This window comes from Luteimonas sp. R10 (genome assembly GCF_045689605.1).
Classification (GTDB): Bacteria; Pseudomonadota; Gammaproteobacteria; order Xanthomonadales; family Xanthomonadaceae; genus Luteimonas.
The window spans coordinates 876,274-892,675 of sequence record NZ_CP141262.1 but is presented as its reverse complement, the minus strand read 5'-3'; the positions used below and the strand labels follow the sequence as shown (position 1 = coordinate 892,675).

General features: G+C 73.1%; 14 protein-coding genes. 11 read left to right on the top strand and 3 right to left on the bottom strand.

Going from position 1 to position 16,402, the window contains the following annotated elements:
• Positions 1 to 70: 70 nt before the first annotated feature.
• The 5 genes from U3649_RS03870 to U3649_RS03850 are packed head-to-tail and all read left to right on the top strand — an operon-like array spanning position 71 to position 5,264.
• The gene (locus tag U3649_RS03870; protein ID WP_407353573.1) at positions 71 to 760 is read left to right on the top strand and encodes an ABC transporter ATP-binding protein; all 690 of its coding nucleotides are present in this window, start codon (positions 71 to 73) and stop codon (positions 758 to 760) included.
• The gene (locus U3649_RS03865) at positions 744 to 1,742 is read left to right on the top strand and encodes an HlyD family secretion protein (RefSeq protein ID WP_407353572.1); all 999 of its coding nucleotides are present in this window, start codon (positions 744 to 746) and stop codon (positions 1,740 to 1,742) included. Before U3649_RS03870 ends, U3649_RS03865 begins: the two co-directional genes overlap by 17 nt.
• Positions 1,739 to 2,716 (top strand): efflux RND transporter periplasmic adaptor subunit, encoded by a 978-nt coding sequence (locus U3649_RS03860; RefSeq protein ID WP_407353571.1) that lies wholly within the window; start codon positions 1,739 to 1,741, stop codon positions 2,714 to 2,716. Before U3649_RS03865 ends, U3649_RS03860 begins: the two co-directional genes overlap by 4 nt.
• Complete coding sequence (locus U3649_RS03855; protein WP_407353570.1) at positions 2,713 to 4,017, top strand: efflux RND transporter periplasmic adaptor subunit; 1,305 nt, start codon at positions 2,713 to 2,715, stop codon at positions 4,015 to 4,017. The genes U3649_RS03860 and U3649_RS03855 overlap by 4 nt, the downstream gene beginning before the upstream one ends.
• Positions 4,014 to 5,264: an ABC transporter permease gene (locus tag U3649_RS03850; RefSeq protein ID WP_407353569.1), complete on the top strand. Its 1,251-nt coding sequence runs from the start codon at positions 4,014 to 4,016 to the stop codon at positions 5,262 to 5,264. The genes U3649_RS03855 and U3649_RS03850 overlap by 4 nt, the downstream gene beginning before the upstream one ends.
• Positions 5,265 to 5,471: 207 nt before the next feature.
• On the opposite strand, the gene U3649_RS03845 is transcribed toward U3649_RS03850, so the two are convergent.
• On the bottom strand, positions 5,472 to 6,545 hold the full coding sequence (locus U3649_RS03845; RefSeq protein ID WP_407353568.1) for a hypothetical protein: 1,074 nt from the start codon (positions 6,543 to 6,545) through the stop codon (positions 5,472 to 5,474).
• Positions 6,546 to 6,582: 37 nt separating this feature from the next.
• Complete coding sequence (ggt, locus tag U3649_RS03840; RefSeq protein ID WP_407353567.1) at positions 6,583 to 8,283, bottom strand: gamma-glutamyltransferase; 1,701 nt, start codon at positions 8,281 to 8,283, stop codon at positions 6,583 to 6,585.
• Positions 8,284 to 8,556: 273 nt separating this feature from the next.
• Here ggt and U3649_RS03835 point away from each other — a divergent pair, with 273 nt between their 5' ends.
• From U3649_RS03835 to U3649_RS03810, 6 genes are all read left to right on the top strand, one after another.
• On the top strand, positions 8,557 to 10,101 hold the full coding sequence (locus U3649_RS03835; protein WP_407353566.1) for a hypothetical protein: 1,545 nt from the start codon (positions 8,557 to 8,559) through the stop codon (positions 10,099 to 10,101).
• An 82-nt stretch (positions 10,102 to 10,183) separates the two neighbouring features.
• Positions 10,184 to 10,915 carry an ankyrin repeat domain-containing protein gene (locus tag U3649_RS03830; protein ID WP_407353565.1) on the top strand — a complete coding sequence of 244 codons (732 nt, stop codon included), beginning with the start codon at positions 10,184 to 10,186 and terminating at the stop codon, positions 10,913 to 10,915.
• Between the two features lie 77 nt (positions 10,916 to 10,992).
• Complete coding sequence (locus tag U3649_RS03825; protein ID WP_407353564.1) at positions 10,993 to 11,925, top strand: hypothetical protein; 933 nt, start codon at positions 10,993 to 10,995, stop codon at positions 11,923 to 11,925.
• A gap of 54 nt (positions 11,926 to 11,979) precedes the next feature.
• Positions 11,980 to 12,711: an ankyrin repeat domain-containing protein gene (locus tag U3649_RS03820; RefSeq protein WP_407353563.1), complete on the top strand. Its 732-nt coding sequence runs from the start codon at positions 11,980 to 11,982 to the stop codon at positions 12,709 to 12,711.
• Between the two features lie 251 nt (positions 12,712 to 12,962).
• Entirely contained in the window at positions 12,963 to 14,414 is a 1,452-nt protein-coding gene (locus U3649_RS03815) for a hypothetical protein (RefSeq protein WP_407353562.1), read from the top strand.
• Between the two features lie 231 nt (positions 14,415 to 14,645).
• On the top strand, positions 14,646 to 15,302 hold the full coding sequence (locus U3649_RS03810; RefSeq protein WP_407353561.1) for an ankyrin repeat domain-containing protein: 657 nt from the start codon (positions 14,646 to 14,648) through the stop codon (positions 15,300 to 15,302).
• 381 nt (positions 15,303 to 15,683) lie between these two features.
• Here the strand turns inward: U3649_RS03810 and U3649_RS03805 are convergent, their stop codons facing one another.
• Positions 15,684 to 16,319, bottom strand: coding sequence for a tetratricopeptide repeat protein (locus U3649_RS03805; protein WP_407353560.1), 636 nt, complete (start codon positions 16,317 to 16,319; stop codon positions 15,684 to 15,686).
• Between the last annotated feature and the right edge of the window lie 83 nt (positions 16,320 to 16,402).

Below are 16,402 nucleotides of genomic sequence, written 5' to 3'. Positions count from 1 at the left end.
CATGGTCTGATCCACCTGGCACGGGTGGACGCCGGGACGTCAAGGACGATCGGGGGAGGACGCGGGGCGCATGATCGAACTACAGCAGGTCCATCGCCGCTACGCGATGAGCGGGCAGACGGTGCACGCGCTGGCCGGGGTCGACCTGCGGATCGGCGCGGGCGAGTTCGTCGCCATCACCGGCCCCTCCGGCTCGGGCAAGTCCAGCCTGCTCAACATCCTCGGCTGCCTCGACCGGCCCAGCAGCGGCCGCTACCTGATCGAGGGCCGCGACGTCGCCAGCTTCGACGACGAGGCCGGCAGCGACATGCGCAACCGCCGTATCGGCTTCGTGTTCCAGAGCTTCCACCTGCTGCCGCGGCTGAGCGTGCTGGAGAACGTGCTGCTGCCGCTGCGCTTCCATCGCGAACCGCCGGCCGATGCGCAGACACATGCGCACGCCCTGCTCGAGCGCGTCGGCCTGGCCGACCGCCGCGACCATCGGCCCAACGAGCTCTCGGGCGGGCAGATGCAGCGCGCCGCGATCGCGCGCGCGCTGCTGATGCGGCCGGCGCTGCTGCTGGCCGACGAGCCCACCGGCAACCTCGACTCGAAGAGCGCCGCCGACGTGCTGGCGCTGATCGACGAGGTCCACGCCGGCGGCCAGACCGTGGTGCTGGTGACCCACGACCACGACGTCGCCGCGCGCGCTCCGCGCCGGGTACGCCTGCGCGACGGCAGGATCGAGCATGACTCGACTCTCCATGCCCCGGCGCACTGAACGCCTGTACCGGCTGGCGCTCGCGGCCTGCCTGGCGGCGGCGCCGGCGGCGCACGCGGTGGTGCTGACCGGCGAGGTGCGCGCGGTCGAGGCGCAGCGGCTCATCACACCGCATTCGAACAGCTCGCCGGTGGTGATCCGCTACTTCGTGCCCGAAGGCGAGACGGTGAAGGCCGGCGATGTGGTGCTGCGCATCGATCCCGGCGAGTCGGCGGGCCGGATCCCGGACCTGGAGGCGCAGATCGAACAGGCGCAGGCGCGCGCGGCCAAGGAGGTCGCCGAACTCGAGGTCTCCGCGATCGAGGCCGAACTCGCCCTGGTCGACGCCGAGACCGAGCTGGCCACCGCCACGCTCGACGCGCAGATCCCGGAGGCGCTGATCTCGGGTCTCGACTACGACCGCTACCGGGGCGAACTCGACCGCAGCACGCGCGAGGCCGCGCTCAAGCGCCGCGAACTCGCCGCCGCCCGCGAGGCCGTGCGGCGGCGGATCGAGGACGGCCGCCTGGAGGTCGAGAAACTGGTCGTGCAGCGCGACTACCACGCCGCCCTGGTGCGGACCGCCGAGGTCCGCGCCGACCGCGACGGCGTCGTCGTGCACGGCTTCAACAACAACTGGCTCGGCGGCCGGATCGACGAAGGCTCCTCCACGATGCCGGGCAGCAAGGCCGGCGAGGTCGTCAGCGGCGGCGCCATGCACGTCCGCGCCTGGGCGCTGGAACCGGACCGGCGCGGCCTGCAGGCGGGGCAGCCGGTGGACCTGAGCTTCGACGCATTGCCGGGCCGGCGCGTCGGCGGCCGGATCACCGCGATTTCCGGCGCGCCCGAGCGCCGGCCGGAGTGGGGCGACGGCCGCTATTTCGCGGTCGACATCGACTTCGACGGCGACGGGCTGCGGCTGCTGCCCGGCATGAGCGTGCGCGTGGTGGCCAACGCCGCCATGCCGCCGGCCGCCGGCTCCGCGCCAGGGGCGGGGCGATGAGCACGCGCCTGGCCTGGCTGGCCCTGGCCGCGGCGATCACCGCGCCGGCCGCATCGGCGCAGCAGCTGCTGCGCATCGACGGCGAGGTGTACGCGCAGCGCAGCGCACCGCTGATCCCGCCCGCGGTCGACCGCCTGTGGCAGTTCAACATCACCCGGCTGGCGCCGGACGGCACGATGGTGAAACAGGGCGAGGCGGTGGTCGCGTTCGACACCAGCGACCTGGTCCGCCAGCTCACCGAGAAGCAGAGCCAATTGGAGGCGAAGCAGCGCGAGCTGGAGAACCTCGACCTGGACCTGGCCGAGCGCGCCCGTACCGCGCGCCTGGCCACCGCCGAGGCCCAGGCGGAAGTGGACAAGGCGCGGCGCAAGACCGAGCAGCCGCGCGAACTGATCGCGGCGCTGGAGTACGGCAAGCTGATCGAGGAGCGCCGCCGCGCCGAGCGCCGGGCGGCGCTGACCGCGCAGCGCGAGCGGCTGTCGGCCGAGCAGCGCCGCCAGGAGCGGCGCCTGGTCGCCTCGGAGCTGGCGCAGCTGCAGGCCGACGTCGAGCGCCTGCAGACGTCGGTGGCGGCACTGGAGCTGCCGGCGCCGCGCTCGGGGGTGATGATGCACCGGAGCAGCTGGAACGGGGAGAAGTTCGACGTCGGCTCGCGGGTGTGGCGCGGCCAGACCGTCGCCGAGATTCCCGACACCTCGACCCTGGCGGTCCGCGCCGACCTGCCGGAACGCGACCTGCTGCGGGTCGCGGTGGGCGCGCCGGCCCGGATCGTGGTCGAGGGCGGCGGCGGCGGCGCGCACCGCGGCACGGTGGCCAGCATCGGCCGTGCGGTGCGCAGCAAGTCGCAGGTGCAGCCGGTGCCGGTGCTCGACCTGGAAATCGCGCTCGACGACCCCGCCGCGCAGCTGCGCCCGGGACAGGCGGTGCGGGTGGAGCTGGCGGTCGCCGGCGACGGCAGCGGGGCCGGTCGATGAGCGCGCGCGCGGCGCTGCCGATGCTGTTGCTGGCTTCCGCTCTGTCTGCGCTGGCCGGCTGCGGCGACGCACCACTGCCGCCGGCGACCGAGACCGTGGCCGAGACCGAGCTGGTGCTCAGCGTGCGCGGCGAGGGCGAACTGCGCTCGGCCAAGCCCACGCCGCTGACCGTGCCCGGCCGCAACTGGTCGTCGCGGCAGGTCGAATGGATGCTCCCCGAGGGCAGCCTGGTCAAGCGGGGCGACGTGGTCGCGCGCTTCACCTCGCCCGACAGCGAGCAGCAGCTGGCGCAGGCGCTGATCGAGCTGCAGCGCAACGCGCTGACGCGGGCGGCGAAGCAGGCGGAACTGGACGCGGCCCGCGGCCGGGTCGCGGTCGACCTGTCGCAGGTGGCGGTGCAGCTCGGCATCGCGCGCCGCTACGCCGATGCCGATCTGAGCGCGATCGCCCGCAACCAGGTGCTGGACGCGATCGAGGACGCACGCTTCCTGGAGACGCGCCAGGGCACGCTGGAATGGCAGCGCGGCCAGGCCGATGTCCGCGGCGACGCCGAGCTGGCGGTGCTCGATGCGCAGCGCGCCACCCACGATGTGAACGCCAGCAACCGCCAGGCCGATCTCGACGCGCTGGAGCTGCGTGCGCCCAACGACGGCGTCCTGCTGCTCAGCGCCAACTGGTCCGGCGACAAGCCGATGGTCGGCAGCAGCCTGTACGCGGGCAGCGAGTTCGGCAGCCTGCCCGATACCGGGACCATGGAGGTCGAGATCGACCTGCCGCAGATCGAAGCCCAGGGCGTGCGGACCGGTGCGGCGGTGGAGCTGCACCCGCTCGGCCAACCGGACCGGACCATCGCCAGCGAGCTGAGCTGGGTCGCCAGCGCGGCCAAGGTCAAGGGCCGCGAGAGCCCGGTGAAATACCTTTCGATGCGCGCACCGGTGCCGGCCGGCGTGGTCGCCCGCGAGCGGCTGCTGCCGGGCCAGCGCTTCGGCGCGCGCATCTTCCTGCTGCGCGAACCGGCGCTCAGCGTGGCCAACGTCGCGCTGCAGCAGCGCGAGGGCCGCCATTACGTCCAGGTCCGCCAGGGCCGCGGATTCGTCAGGCGCGAGGTGAAGCTGGGGGTGCGCGGAACCGCCCGCTCGCAGGTGCTGGCGGGCCTGCGTGCCGGCGACGAGGTGTTGCTCTCGCCCGGCGGCGATCCGCCGACGCTGCTGCGGCCAGGCGAACCGGCGACACCCACCGATCCGGCGCAGGCCGACGCGGAAACGGCGGGCGACGCCGCCGCCGCGGAGCCGGCACCGTGAACGCGCTGCTGACCAGGCTGCCGCCGCCCTGGCGCGAGGCCGTCGAGGAACTGTGGCGGCGGCGCCTGCGCACGCTGCTCACCCTGCTCGGGCTGATCTTCGGCGTCGGCGCGATCGTGGCGATGCAGGCGGTCGGCGAAGGCAGCCGGCGCGAGGCGCTGAAGCTGGTGGAGGGGCTGGGCCTGCACAACCTGATCGCCGAGGCGCGGCCGCAGGACGAGGCCACCCTGAAGGAGATCCGCGCGCGCAGCCTGGGGCTCAGCGTGGCCGATGCCGAAGCCGCGCTGGCGGTGGTCCCCGGCGCCGAACGCCACGCCGCCGAGAAGCACATCCGCACCCATTCGGTGTTCAGCGACCATGGCCGCAGCGACGCCCAGGCCAGCGGCGTCAGCGCCCACTGGTTCGCGCTGTCGTCGCTGCGGATCGCGCAGGGTCGCGCGCTCGATGCCGACGACGAAGGCGCGCTGGCCGCGGTCGCGGTGCTGGGCCATCAGGTCGCCGCCGACCTGTTTCCGGACCGCGACGCGCTGGGACAGCTGCTGAAGGTCAACCACGTGTGGCTGGAGGTCGTGGGCGTGCTCGCCGACCGCGATCTCGGCAAGGACAGCTTCGAGGGCGTGCAGCTGGGCGCGGAAAGCAACCGCATCTACCTGCCGCTGGCCAGCGCCCGCGCGCGCTTCCGCTTCCAGCCGCAGGAGGACGAGGTCGACCGCTTCCTGCTGCGCCTGGACGACCCGCGCAAGCTGGCCGCCGGCGCCGGGGTGCTGGCGGCGCTGCTGGACCAGCGCCATGCCGGCATCGCCGACTACCAGCTGGTGGTGCCGCAGCAGCTGTTCCGGCAGCACCAGCAGACCCAGCGCATCTTCCAGGTCGTGATGGGCGCGATCGCGGGCGTGAGCCTGCTGGTGGGCGGCATCGGCATCATGAACATCATGCTCGCCAACGTGCTGGAGCGGCGCCGCGAGATCGGCCTGCTGCGCGCGCTCGGCGCACGCCGGCGCGACGTGATCGCGCAGTTCCTGCGCGAGGCCAGCGTGATCTGCATCGCCGGCGCGCTGTTGGGGCTGGCGTTCGGTGCGGTCCTCGCCTACCTGATCGCCGCGTTCGCCGGCTGGCAGGTGGCGTGGGCGCCGGTGCCGATCCTGGTGTCGGTGGCGTTCTGCGCCCTGGTCGGCCTGGCCTTCGGGGTCTATCCGGCGCGGCAGGCGGCGCAGCTCGATCCGATCGCCGCGCTCCGCCACGAGTAGAGCCGAGCTTGCTCGGCGGCGCCGGCCTGGTGCGCGGGCTTCGGTGGGGGAGCAGCGGAGCAAGCTCCGCTCTACGGGGGTGTTCGGCCCTGCGGGCGATGCCGGAATCCTCGTAGAGCCGAGCTTGCTCGGCTGCGCCGGCCCGGTATGCGGGCTTCGGTGGCGGGAGCAGCGGAGCAAGCTCCGCTCTACGGGGCGGATGCGGTGTCAGTTCCGCCGATTGGGGGCGCGCCAGCCGGCGGGCGGATCGAGCGGGATGCCGGCCTCGCGCAACAGGCGCTCGACCAGGGCCGGCTCGTCGTCGATCGCCGGGTCGCGCAGCAGGCGCACGAAATCGCCGATCCCGCCGCCGGGCGCGGATCCGCTCAGGCGCCCCCATTGCAGCATCTGCCAGTCGAAGCGGCGCCGTGCCTCCGCCAGCCTCCCGCGTTCGACGGCATCGCGGGCCGTGCCATCGGCCAGCGCCAAGCCCGTCATGCGGACCAGGAAGGTATCGCCGCTCATCAGCAGTTCGCCGGCCCTGCGGCAATCCTGCGCCTGCATCGAGCCAGGCGCCTGCGTCCCGGCCCGACGGCAGAACTCGAGCAGCGGCTGGAAGCGCGGCGTCGCGGTGGCCGCAAGCAAGGCCATGCCGTGGATCGCGGCGAAATCGTCCAGGGTCGCCGGCTGGCCGTTGCCGCCACCATGGATCCGTGCGGCTTCGGCCGGCGAGGGTGGATGGTCGCGATGGGCCTGGAGTATCCAGCGCAGTTGCGCATACATGTGGCCGTCGACGCGGGCCGCCGTGCGCGCCGCCTCCAGCACCTGCTGCGGCGAGGCGTCGGGATTGGACAGCCACGCCGCCAGGTTCGACGGTTCGACCTGCCGCCAGCGCGCTGCCGCATCGGCGCGAACCGCGTCTTCGGCATCCGCTCCCGCCACCAGCAGCGCCAGCGCCACCACGTCGGCACCGGCCCGGGAGAAGGCCTTGCGTCGCCAGGCCTGCGCATCCGCATCCGGCGGATTGCCCTCCGCGCTCGATTCGGCCAACGCGTCCATGTCCCGCAGCAATGCGGCGAACGCCAGCGCCCGCGGCTGGCCCGACCCGGCCAACTGCGGCGCGAGCCGCTCCAGGTAGGCGCGATGCGCGGTGGCCGCCTGCTCCTCCTGCGGCGCCGCATGCGCCGCTGCTGGGGGCGCCACCGGCTCCTGCGCCCCCAGCAGCGGCGCGACGCCCAGCAGCACGCCGGCGATCCAGGCTCTCCGCGCCACCGCGTCTCCACCACCCGGATCCTGACGCATGCCGCGGACCCGGCGGGGCCGCAACTGCGCGCCCGCATCAGTACCCGGCCGCATGCCCGTCCTTGCGCGATTCGCTGGCGCCGATCCAGCCGCCCTGCGGATTGATCATGATCGCCTGGTAGCCGCCGTAGGGGCCGTGGGCGAAGCGCACCGAGTGCCCCATGCGCATCAACTCGCGCACGGTCGCGTAGGGAAAGCCCGTCTCCAGGTCGACCTCGCCCCCGTCGCTCATCGCCGTCGCCTGGCCGGCGGGGTCGGTGGAGCCGTCGTGCTGGATCCGCGGCGCGTCGCCGGCCTCCTGCAGGTTCATGCCGAAGTCGATCAGGTTGAGCAGGATCTGCGCGTGTCCCTGCGGCTGCATCGCCCCGCCCATCACCCCGTACGACAGCCAGGGCTCGCCGTCCTTGGTCACGAAGGCCGGGATGATGGTGTGGAACGGGCGCTTGCCGGGTTCGAAGCTGTTGGGATGGCCCGGCTTGAGCACGAACTGTTCGCCGCGGTCCTGGAAGATGAAGCCCAGCCCCGGCGGCGCCATGCCGCTGCCCATGCCGCGGTAGTTGGACTGGATCAACGACACCATCATGCCGTCCGCGTCGGCGACGGTCAGATAGATGGTGTCGCCTTCGTCGAGCTGCTTCGGCGTGCCGGGCTGCGCCTCGCGCAGCACGCGGTCCATCGAGATCAGCTTGCCGCGCTCGGCGGCGTAGTCTTTGGAGATCAGCTTCGCCACCGGCGCCGGATGGAAGGACGGATCGGCGTACCAGCGCGCGCGGTCGGCGAAGGCGAGCTTCTTGGCCTCGACGAACAGGTGCACGTGCTCGGGGCTGCCGAAGCCGTAGGACTTCAGGTCGTAGGGCTCGAGCAGGTTGAGGATCTGCAGCGCGGCGATGCCCTGCCCGTTCGGCGGCAGCTCCCAGACGTCGTAGCCGCGGTAGTTGGTGGACACCGGCTCGACCCATTCGCCGGTGTGCGCGGCCAGGTCCTCGTAGGAGAGGAAACCGCCGTTGGCCTCGAAGTAGGCGTCGATGGCGCGGGCGATGTCGCCCTTGTAGAACGCGTCGCGGCCGCCGTCGGCAAGCGCCTGCAGGGTGTCGGCGAGATTGGGGTTCTTCCAGGTCTCGCCGGTGCGCGGCGCGCGCTTGCCGTCGACGGTGAACTGCTCGGCGAAACCGGGCCACTTCGACAGCAGCGGCACGCTGCGGTTCCAGTAGTAGGCGATGGTCTCGTGCACCGGGTGGCCTTCGCGCGCGTAGCGGATCGCCGGCGCCAGGTTGTCGGCCATCGGCCGCTTGCCGAAGCGCTCGTGCAGCGCGAACCAGGCGTCCACGGCGCCCGGCACCGTCACCGGCAGCGGACCGTGGGAGGGCACGTCGGTCAGGCCGCGGCGTTCGAACTCGGCCAGGCTGAGCGCGCGCGGCGAGCGCCCGGAACCGTTGTAGCCGTGCAGCTTCCGCGTCGCCGGATCCCAGACGATCGCGAACAGGTCGCCGCCGATGCCGTTGCCGGTAGGCTCCATCAGGCCGAGCGCGGCGTTGGCGGCGATGGCGGCATCGACCGCGCTGCCCCCAGCCTGCATCGCGTCGAGCGCGATCTGCGTGGCCAGCGGGTGCGAGGTGGCGGCCATCGCATGCGGGGCATAGACCTCGCTGCGGGTGGCGAAGGGCTGACCGGTGATGCGGTCGGCGGCATCGGCAATCGGCGCGGCGGCCAGCGCCCCCGCGCAAAGCAGGATTCTCATCGATCGCGACATGGGGCTCTCCCGGACGGCAAGGGCGCCTACGATAACGGCTCCCGGCCGGCGGGGTTCGCCCCGGCCGGCGACAGGGGCACGGTGCGCACGCTCGCCCGGCCCAGCAAAGCGTGCGACGAATGCGGCCCGACACCGCCGGCGGCGTCGCGGCCCATCCGCCAGCGGGCACCCGCGACGCCGGAGCACCGACTGGGGCACGCCCTAGCTGTCGCGCCGCGCGCGGCGGGTTAGGTTGTCCCTGGAAACGCGATGGAGCGGACCATGGGTGCGATCTCTCCTGCCCTCGATTCCGGCGCCTCCCACGGCTGGCGACCGCCGGAGCCCGCCGGCGGCCCGAACACGGCCCAGCCGCAGCCGGTCGCCGGCGGCGCGCCGTACCGGCTGGAACCGTCCTATCACCCGCAGGTGGCGCCGCCGGGCACCGCCGGCGCGCCGCAATGCGGCCCGTCTTCCGCCCGGCCCTATGGGCCGGGCGAGTTCTCGTCCTACGTGCAGGGCACCCAGGCGCGCGCGCTGGACGTCGACTTCATGCGCATGGCCTACGCCACCTACGACGACGGCCCGCAGGCGGTCTGCGGCTGGACCGAGGTGGGCCAGGCCGAACTCGAGGCGATGGGCTGGAACGCCGACGTCCAGCTCGACGTCCCCGGCAGCCAGTTCCGCGCCGAGGTGTTCACCGACGGCGAAGGCAACTACGTGCTCGCCTACCGCGGCACCCAGGGCGAGGGGTCGATGCTGACCGACCCGGACTGGCAGACCAACTACGCCCAGGGCAGCGGCTTGGAGACCGACGAGTTCGATCGCCTGGCGCCGCAGGTGGCGCAGGAGTTCAAGCGCACCCTGGGCGAGCCCGGCGCCGACGGCACGGCCACCAACCTCGCCATCACCGGCCATTCCCAGGGCGGCGGCCTGGCCTCGGTCGGCTCGATCATCACCGGCATCCCGGCCGTCACCTTCGATGCCTCCGGCGTGCATCCCGATACCCTGGAGCGGCTGGGCATCGACATCGCCGCCGCGCGCGAGGTCGCCGGCGACGGCCAGATCCGCCGCTACTCGATGTTCGAGGACCTGCTGACCCAGCTGCAGGAGAACTCGCCGCTGGCGCCGGCGATGCCCGACGCGCTCGGCGCGCCGATCGTGGTCCGGCCCGAGGGCGAACTCGACCGCGGCCTGGTCGAACGCGCGCTCGAATACGCCGGCGCCCCCGACTGGATCGATCCGGCCGTGGTCGACCGCATTCCCGGGGTCCGCGACCTGCTGCGCGCCGCCATCAGCCACGAGCAGCAGCTGATGATCGACACCATGCTGCAGCAGCAGCCGTGGCAGCCCGGCTACGAGAATCCGACTTCCATCAGCCGCGAGCTGATCGACGCGATCCCCGACGTCATCCAGGACGACTACGCGCGCAACGTCGGCGACTTCGCCAACGACCTGCGCGACGTGACCGGCGACCAGTTCGCCCGCGGCGACCACGTCGACGGCGTCGCGCACCTGCTCGGCGACTTCGGCGAAGGCTTCTTCAACTCCGCCGGCGACACCGTCGACGGGCTGGCCGACACCGCCGCAGGTGCCGTCGACCGCGGCAGCAGCGACGCCGCCGACGACATCCGCGACCTCGGCTGGGGCCGCGCCGGCGACATCATCGCCGGCGCGGTGGAAGGCGGCGGCGACCTGCTGTCGACCGGCGTCGACCGCGTCGGCGACGGGGTCGAGTTCGTGACCGACGGCGTCGGCCAGGGCGTGGAGACCGTGGCCGATGTGGCCGGCGACATCGGCCAGGGCGTCGTCGATTTCTTCCGCCGCTGAGGCGCGACCAGCCCGCGCACGCAATGGCCATGACGACGCCGCGCACACCGGCAGCGATGCCCGCGCATGGCAGAATCGGCAGGTGAGCAAGTTCCCAGCCATCCCGGCGCTGCTGGCCGCGGTACTGGCCACCACGTCCTGCCACGGGAGCGCCATGCAGACCGGCCCCTTCACCGACCCCGCCGTCGCCCGCCTCGCCGACGCGGTGGAACAGGGCGATGCCTACGTCATCCGCACCCTGCTCGACGAAAACGGCGATCCCGACGCCCGCGGCGAGGGCGGCCTCAACCTGCTGCAGCATGCCATCTTCAAGCAGAGCCGGGACGGCCTGGAGGCGCTGCTGGCCGCCGGCGCCGATCCGAACCTGCCCGGCTACGGCGGCAGCACGGCGATGCACACCGCCGCCCTGGTCGACGATCCCGCCTTCCTCGAGCTGCTGCTGGCCCATGGCGGCAACCCCGATGCGCGCCACGCCGAAAGCGGCGAGACGCCGCTCGCCCAGGCGGTGGGCCCGCGCACCGCCGCCACCTTCCGGCGCCTGCTGGCCGCCGGCGCCGATCCGGGTGCGGCCGACCGCACCGGCAACACCCCGCTGCACCGCGCGGCCATGATCAACGCCGGCGCCCACGTGCTGCAGCTGCTCGAGGCCGGGGCCGATCCGCAGGCGAAGAACGCGCAGGACGCGACCTTCCAGCCCTACTACTTCGGCGTGCCCGCCGACGTCCTCAGCGACCGTGCCCGCGCCGAGCGCGAGGCGGTGCGGACGTGGCTGCGCCGCCACGACGTGCCGCTGGAGGCCGGCAGCGACGCCTGAATGCCTCGGGTCGGCCCTAGCTGGTCCGGTCGCGGATGCGGGGCTAGGGTCGTGATATCCCAGCGGAGGGGTCTGGAATGGGCCTGAACATCGAATCGTCGACCGCCACGCAGCAAACGCTGCGCGATCCGGCGGCCACCGAACGCACGCCCCAGGCGACGGTGCCGCAGGCGCCGACCGGCAGCTACCGGCTCGAGCCGAGCTACCACCCGCAACTCGCCGGGCTGCTGTCCGGGCAGCACGCGGCCAACGCCGCGTCGTTCGATGCCCAGGTCCGCGGCCAGGACGCCAAGGCGATCGACCTCGAGATGATGGAACTCTCCGCGGCGGTCTACGACCCGTCGGTGCGGTCGGTCGGCGACTGGACCCGGCTGGACGACGCGCAGCTGCTCGCGGCCGGCATCGATCCGGCGTCGCTCGAGAACCCGGAGACCGGCTTCCGCGCCGGCATCTACACCGACGGCGAAGGCAACCACGTGCTGGCCTTCGCCGGCTCCAACGAGTTCCAGGACTGGACCGGCGCCAACATCCGCCAGGGCCTGGGCTGGCAGGCCGAGCAGTTCGACGAGGCCGTGCAGCTGGCACAGCTGGCCGACGCCGCCTTCGGCGACAGCCTGGCCATCACCGGGCATTCGCTGGGCGGCGGCCTCGCCGCCACCGCGTCGCTGGCGACCGGCAACGCCGCCGTGACCTTCAACGCGTCCGGCGTGCACGACGACACCATGCGCGACCTCGGGCTCGATCCCGGCGCCGCCAAGGCCGACGCCGAGGCCGGCCAGATCCGCCGCTACAACGTCGACGGCGAGGCCCTGACCACCGCGCAGCAGGACATCTGGGGGGTGAACGGCATCCCGGATGCGCCGGGGCACGAGATCGTGCTCGACGACCCCGCCCCGCTGACCGGCTGGAACCGCTTCAACCCGATCGCCATCGTCCAGCACAGCGGCGAGCTGCACTCGCAGGACTCGGTGCTGGACGCCCTGCGCGAACAGCGTCCCTGGGCGTCCTGACCGGCCCGGGCCCCGCGTGCCTCGCGCGCGGGAGGAGTGTGTGAGAATCGGCCGATGCGCGCCGCACTGCTGACGATCCTGCTGATGCTGACCGGCGCCGCCTGCAGCGGAGACGCCATGGACGCCAAGCGAGCCTTTCCCGACGACCCGACCGCCGCCGCGCTGGCCGAAGCCGCCGCCGCCGGCGACGCGGAACGCGTCCGCGACCTGGTGCGGCAGGGCGCCGACCCGAACGTCCGGGGCGAGCAGGGCGTCAACCTGCTGCAACTGGCGATGCTGGCGCAGAGCAAGCGCGGGCTGCAGGCGCTGCTGGACGCGGGCGCCGATCCCAACCGCCCCGGTCTCGGCGGCAGCACCGCGGTGCACGGCGCCGCCATCGCCGACGATCCGGACTACCTGGAGATCGTGCTCGCCGGCGGCGGCGACCCCGATGTCCGCCACGGCGAAACCGGCGCCACCCCGCTGGCCGGCGCCACCGGCCCGCGCACCGACGCGCAGTTCCGCCGCCTGCTGGACGCCGGCGCCGACCCGGACCTCGCCGACCGCACCGGCAACACCCCGCTGCACAAGGCGGCGATGATCAACGCCGGCGCGCACGTGCGGGCGCTGCTCGAGGCCGGCGCCGACGCCGGCGCGAAGAACGCCCAGGACGCCACTTTCCAGGCCTACTTCTTCAAGACACCGGCCGATCGCCTGACCGCCGAGGCGCGCGCCGAGCGCGAAGCGGTGATCGCCTGGCTGCGCGAGCACGACCTTCCGCTCGAGGCCGGCGCGGCGTCGCCCTGAGCGGTCCGGCCAGCGGCGGGTGGGCGGCGGCGGGGCGGCGGCTGCGAGCCGCGTCGCGACTGCCGTCGCTCCCACAAGCACCGTTGCTCCCGCAGATGGCAGGCAGGCCGTACAGCCGTGTCGTAGCGGCGTTTTCCGCCGTGGCGGCGTCCCGTTCCGCGCAGCTGAACTGGGGTCCGCCCTAGCTGGCGGGCGCCGCCGGGCTGCCCTAGTTTGGCTCCGGACACCGGAATGCAGTCGGGAGCAGGGACATGTCCGTCCAGTTCGACAACGCGGTCTCGCTGGCCCAGCAGTACAACCTGCCGCCGCCGCCCAATCCCGAAACCAACCCGACCGGCTACGACCAGTGGCTGCAGGGCACGGCCGCGCCGTACGTCGCCGAGCCGGCCTACCACCCGCAGTTCGGCAACCTGCTGGCGGCCAACGGCGGCCAGAGTCCGGTGCCGGCGGGCAGCTTCGCCGACCAGGTCCGCGGGCAGGACCCGCAGGCCGAGGTCGACATGGACCTGGCGCTGCTGTCGCAAGACGTCTACAACACCGAGGGTGCCACCGCGATCGGCGCCGGCAGCTGGTCGCGTGTCGAGGACCTGCCGCCCGGGATCTCCACGCCGCTGTCCAGCGACGCCACCGGCTTCCAGGCCGCCATCTACACCGACGGCAACGGCCGCTACGTGCTGGCGTTCGCCGGCACCGACCCCAAGAGCGGCAGCGACTGGCTGACCAACGCCGGCCAGGGCCTGGGCTTCGAAACCGCGCAGTACCGCGATGCCATGGCCCTGGCGCAGGAGGCCTCGGCCGAATGGGGCGACAACCTGGTGATCACCGGGCACTCGCTGGGCGGCGGGCTCGCCTCGGCCGGCGCACTGGCCACCGACAATCCCGCGGTGACCTTCAACGCCGCCGGGCTCAGCGACGAATCGCTGCGCAGCCTCGGCTTCACGCCCAATGGTGCGCGCGAGGTCGCCGCCGACGGACTGGTGCGGCGCTACAACGTCGAGAACGACATCCTCACCGGCGCCCAGCAGAACGGCATGCCGCTGCCCGACGCCGTCGGCCACGAGCTGCGACTGGACAACACCAACTTCATCAAGGATCCGATCCGCGCGCACCTGATGCCGGCGGTGCTCAGCGGCCTGGAGGCCGGCAACGTCACGCCGGTCGAGACCTCGCCGCTGGAGCAGGCGATCGAACGCCCGGGCGAGGCGCTGTTCGACTTCGCCGGCAACGTCATCCGCGAGGGCGGCGGCCTGGTGGTCGACACCGTCAAGGACGTGGCGGAACTGGGCGGCGACCTGGCCGAATCCGGCCAGGACCTGCTTGCCGGCCGGCCGATCGACGCCGTGTTCGGCGCCACCGGCGACCTGGCCGAATTCACGCTGCAGACCAGCGGCAACGTGGTCAACCGCGGCCTCAGCCTGACCGGCGACGCGGTCAACGGCGCCGGCAATCTGGCCGGCGGACTGATCCGCGATCTCGGCGATGCCGTCGGCCTGCCGGACGTCGGCAGCACCGTCGGCGGCTGGATGGAGGGCGGCACGCAGTGGCTCGGCGACGGCCTCGACTCGCTCGGCGGCCTGGTCGAGCGCGGGCTGGACACGGTCGGCAATGCGGTCAGCGACGGCCTCAACAGCGCCGGCGAATGGACGCAGGACCGCTGGAACGATTTCAAGGAAAGCAACTGGAACCCTGGCAACTGGTTCTGATGCGCATGCGCGGTAGCGCCCGCATGGCGCCCGCCGCCGCGCGCGGCGCCCGTGCCGCGTTCATCGCGGCGGCCGGCCGCGTTCACTAGACTGGCGGCAGTTCCTCAGCGATCGCCCGCCATGCCGTCGACCGTCCTTCACATGTTGCGCCGCGCCCCGCTCCATTGGGTCGCGGCGCTCTCGTTTATGCTGTTGTCCGGCGCCGCCTGCGCCAGACAGGGAGTGCAACCGGTGGATGCGAACCAAGTCTTTTCCGACCCCCGCACGGCCGAGCTGGCCGAGGCCGTCGCCGCCGGCGACGCCGGTCGCGTGCGCGCGCTGGCGCAGGCCGGCGCGGCGCTCGACGCGCGGGGCGACAAGCAGGTCACCCTGCTGCAATGGGCGCTGCTCAACAAGTCGTTGCGCGGCATGGAGGCGCTGCTCGATGCCGGCGCCGATCCCGCGCAGCCGGGCGTCGACGGCGACACCGTGATCCACCTGGCCGCCATGGCCGACGATCCGAAGTATCTCGCGCTGCTGCTCGAGCGCGGCGCCGATCCCGACGCCCGCAACGCCGACACCCAGGCGACGCCGCTGATGTCGGCGCTGCGCGGCGGCCGCGACGTGCAGTTCACCGCGCTGCTCGCCGCCGGCGCCGATCCCAACGCCACCGACCGCGGCGGCAACACGGCACTGCACCAGGCCGCCAAGTACAACGACCCCGGGCATGCGCTGAAGCTGCTCGAGGCCGGCGCCGACCCGAACGCGACCAACGTGCAGGACGTGACCTTCCAGCGCTTCCTGTTCAAGACCCGCGAGGACGTGCTGAGCGGCGAAGCCAGGCGCGGCCGCGAGGCGATCCGCGACTGGCTGCGCGCGCACGACGTGGCGATCGAGGATCCGCGTTAGCCGTACCGGCCGATACGCGGCGCGCTCCAGCGGGTGCGGCGGCGCGACTGCTCGATGCGCGCAGGGCGGCGGCTCCGATGGAAGCGGCGGAAGCCCGGCTTCACCGGCGGATCGTCGCGACTGCCGTCGCTCCCACAGGAACCATCGTCCCTGCGGTGAAGGAGGGGGACGGGGTGGAAAAAGGCAGATCGCGGCATGCGCGCAACGCGAAGTGCTGGCCCTTGTGGGAGCGACGGCAGTCGCGACGACCGGCCGCCAGGTCGCGACCTCCATCGCTTCCGCATGGAAGTGGCGAACGGCTGTCGCTGAAGCGGCGCCCGGCGACGTGGCGGGACGCCCGTTCGGACGGTGGCGTGCGGCCGCCGTGTGCGGCGCCGGCGCTCAGGGCCAGGCCGGCGGGTTCTCCAGCCAGGCGGCGTGCACCTCGCCCAGGGTCTTGCGCTCGTCTTCGCGCCAGTCGGGCAGCAATGCGCTGAAATCGCCGGGATCGCGCCAGCGGTTGGGCCAGGTGCGCACGGCGGCGGCGTACCAGGCCAGCGCCTCGTCGCGGCGGTCGAGCCGCCACAGCGCCAGCGCCAGCGTCGGCGGCAGCCATTCGGGATCGATCAGCCGGTCGAAACCCGCCGCCAGCCAGTGCGGCAGCGCGCCTTCGGTATCGCCGGTGCGCGCCAGGTCCCAGCCGTAGTTCCAGTGCAGCGCATACCGCAACGCGCCGCGCGCGGAGCTGCCGTCGAACGCCCGCTGGTACAGCGCGTGGCCGACGTCGATGCGGCCGGTCCGCATGGCGACGTGCGCCAGCTGCGCGGCGGCGCGGTCGGCATCGCGCCGGTCGCGCTCCATCAGCTGCATCAAGCGCTCCAGGGTGGCCTCGTCGTCGCCGGCGATGGCGACGATCGGGCGCGCGGTGGCGGCGTCCTCGTCGAAGTAGAACTCCTTCGGCGCGGGCACGGTCTGGGCGTGGAGGGCGAGCGGCAGCAGGAGCGCGAGCCCCAGGCAGCGGACGAGTGTGGCTTTCATGGCGTTGTCACGTGTTCCGGATCCCCGCGTGCATTGTAGAGCCGAGTGCGCTCGGGTGCGCGGGCAGCGGAGCGAGCTCCGCT

What these genes read in the sequence shown, in the direction of transcription:
- U3649_RS03870 (WP_407353573.1), top strand. Translation starts at nt 71, where the DNA reads ATGATCGAACTACAGCAGGTCCATCGCCGCTACGCGATGAGCGGGCAG.
- U3649_RS03865 (WP_407353572.1), top strand. Translation starts at nt 744, where the DNA reads ATGCCCCGGCGCACTGAACGCCTGTACCGGCTGGCGCTCGCGGCCTGC.
- U3649_RS03860 (WP_407353571.1), top strand. Translation starts at nt 1,739, where the DNA reads ATGAGCACGCGCCTGGCCTGGCTGGCCCTGGCCGCGGCGATCACCGCG.
- U3649_RS03855 (WP_407353570.1), top strand. Translation starts at nt 2,713, where the DNA reads ATGAGCGCGCGCGCGGCGCTGCCGATGCTGTTGCTGGCTTCCGCTCTG.
- U3649_RS03845 (WP_407353568.1), bottom strand. Translation starts at nt 6,545, where the DNA reads ATGCGTCAGGATCCGGGTGGTGGAGACGCGGTGGCGCGGAGAGCCTGG.
- ggt (WP_407353567.1), bottom strand. Translation starts at nt 8,283, where the DNA reads ATGAGAATCCTGCTTTGCGCGGGGGCGCTGGCCGCCGCGCCGATTGCC.
- U3649_RS03835 (WP_407353566.1), top strand. Translation starts at nt 8,557, where the DNA reads ATGGGTGCGATCTCTCCTGCCCTCGATTCCGGCGCCTCCCACGGCTGG.
- U3649_RS03825 (WP_407353564.1), top strand. Translation starts at nt 10,993, where the DNA reads ATGGGCCTGAACATCGAATCGTCGACCGCCACGCAGCAAACGCTGCGC.
- U3649_RS03820 (WP_407353563.1), top strand. Translation starts at nt 11,980, where the DNA reads ATGCGCGCCGCACTGCTGACGATCCTGCTGATGCTGACCGGCGCCGCC.
- U3649_RS03815 (WP_407353562.1), top strand. Translation starts at nt 12,963, where the DNA reads ATGTCCGTCCAGTTCGACAACGCGGTCTCGCTGGCCCAGCAGTACAAC.
- U3649_RS03805 (WP_407353560.1), bottom strand. Translation starts at nt 16,319, where the DNA reads ATGAAAGCCACACTCGTCCGCTGCCTGGGGCTCGCGCTCCTGCTGCCG.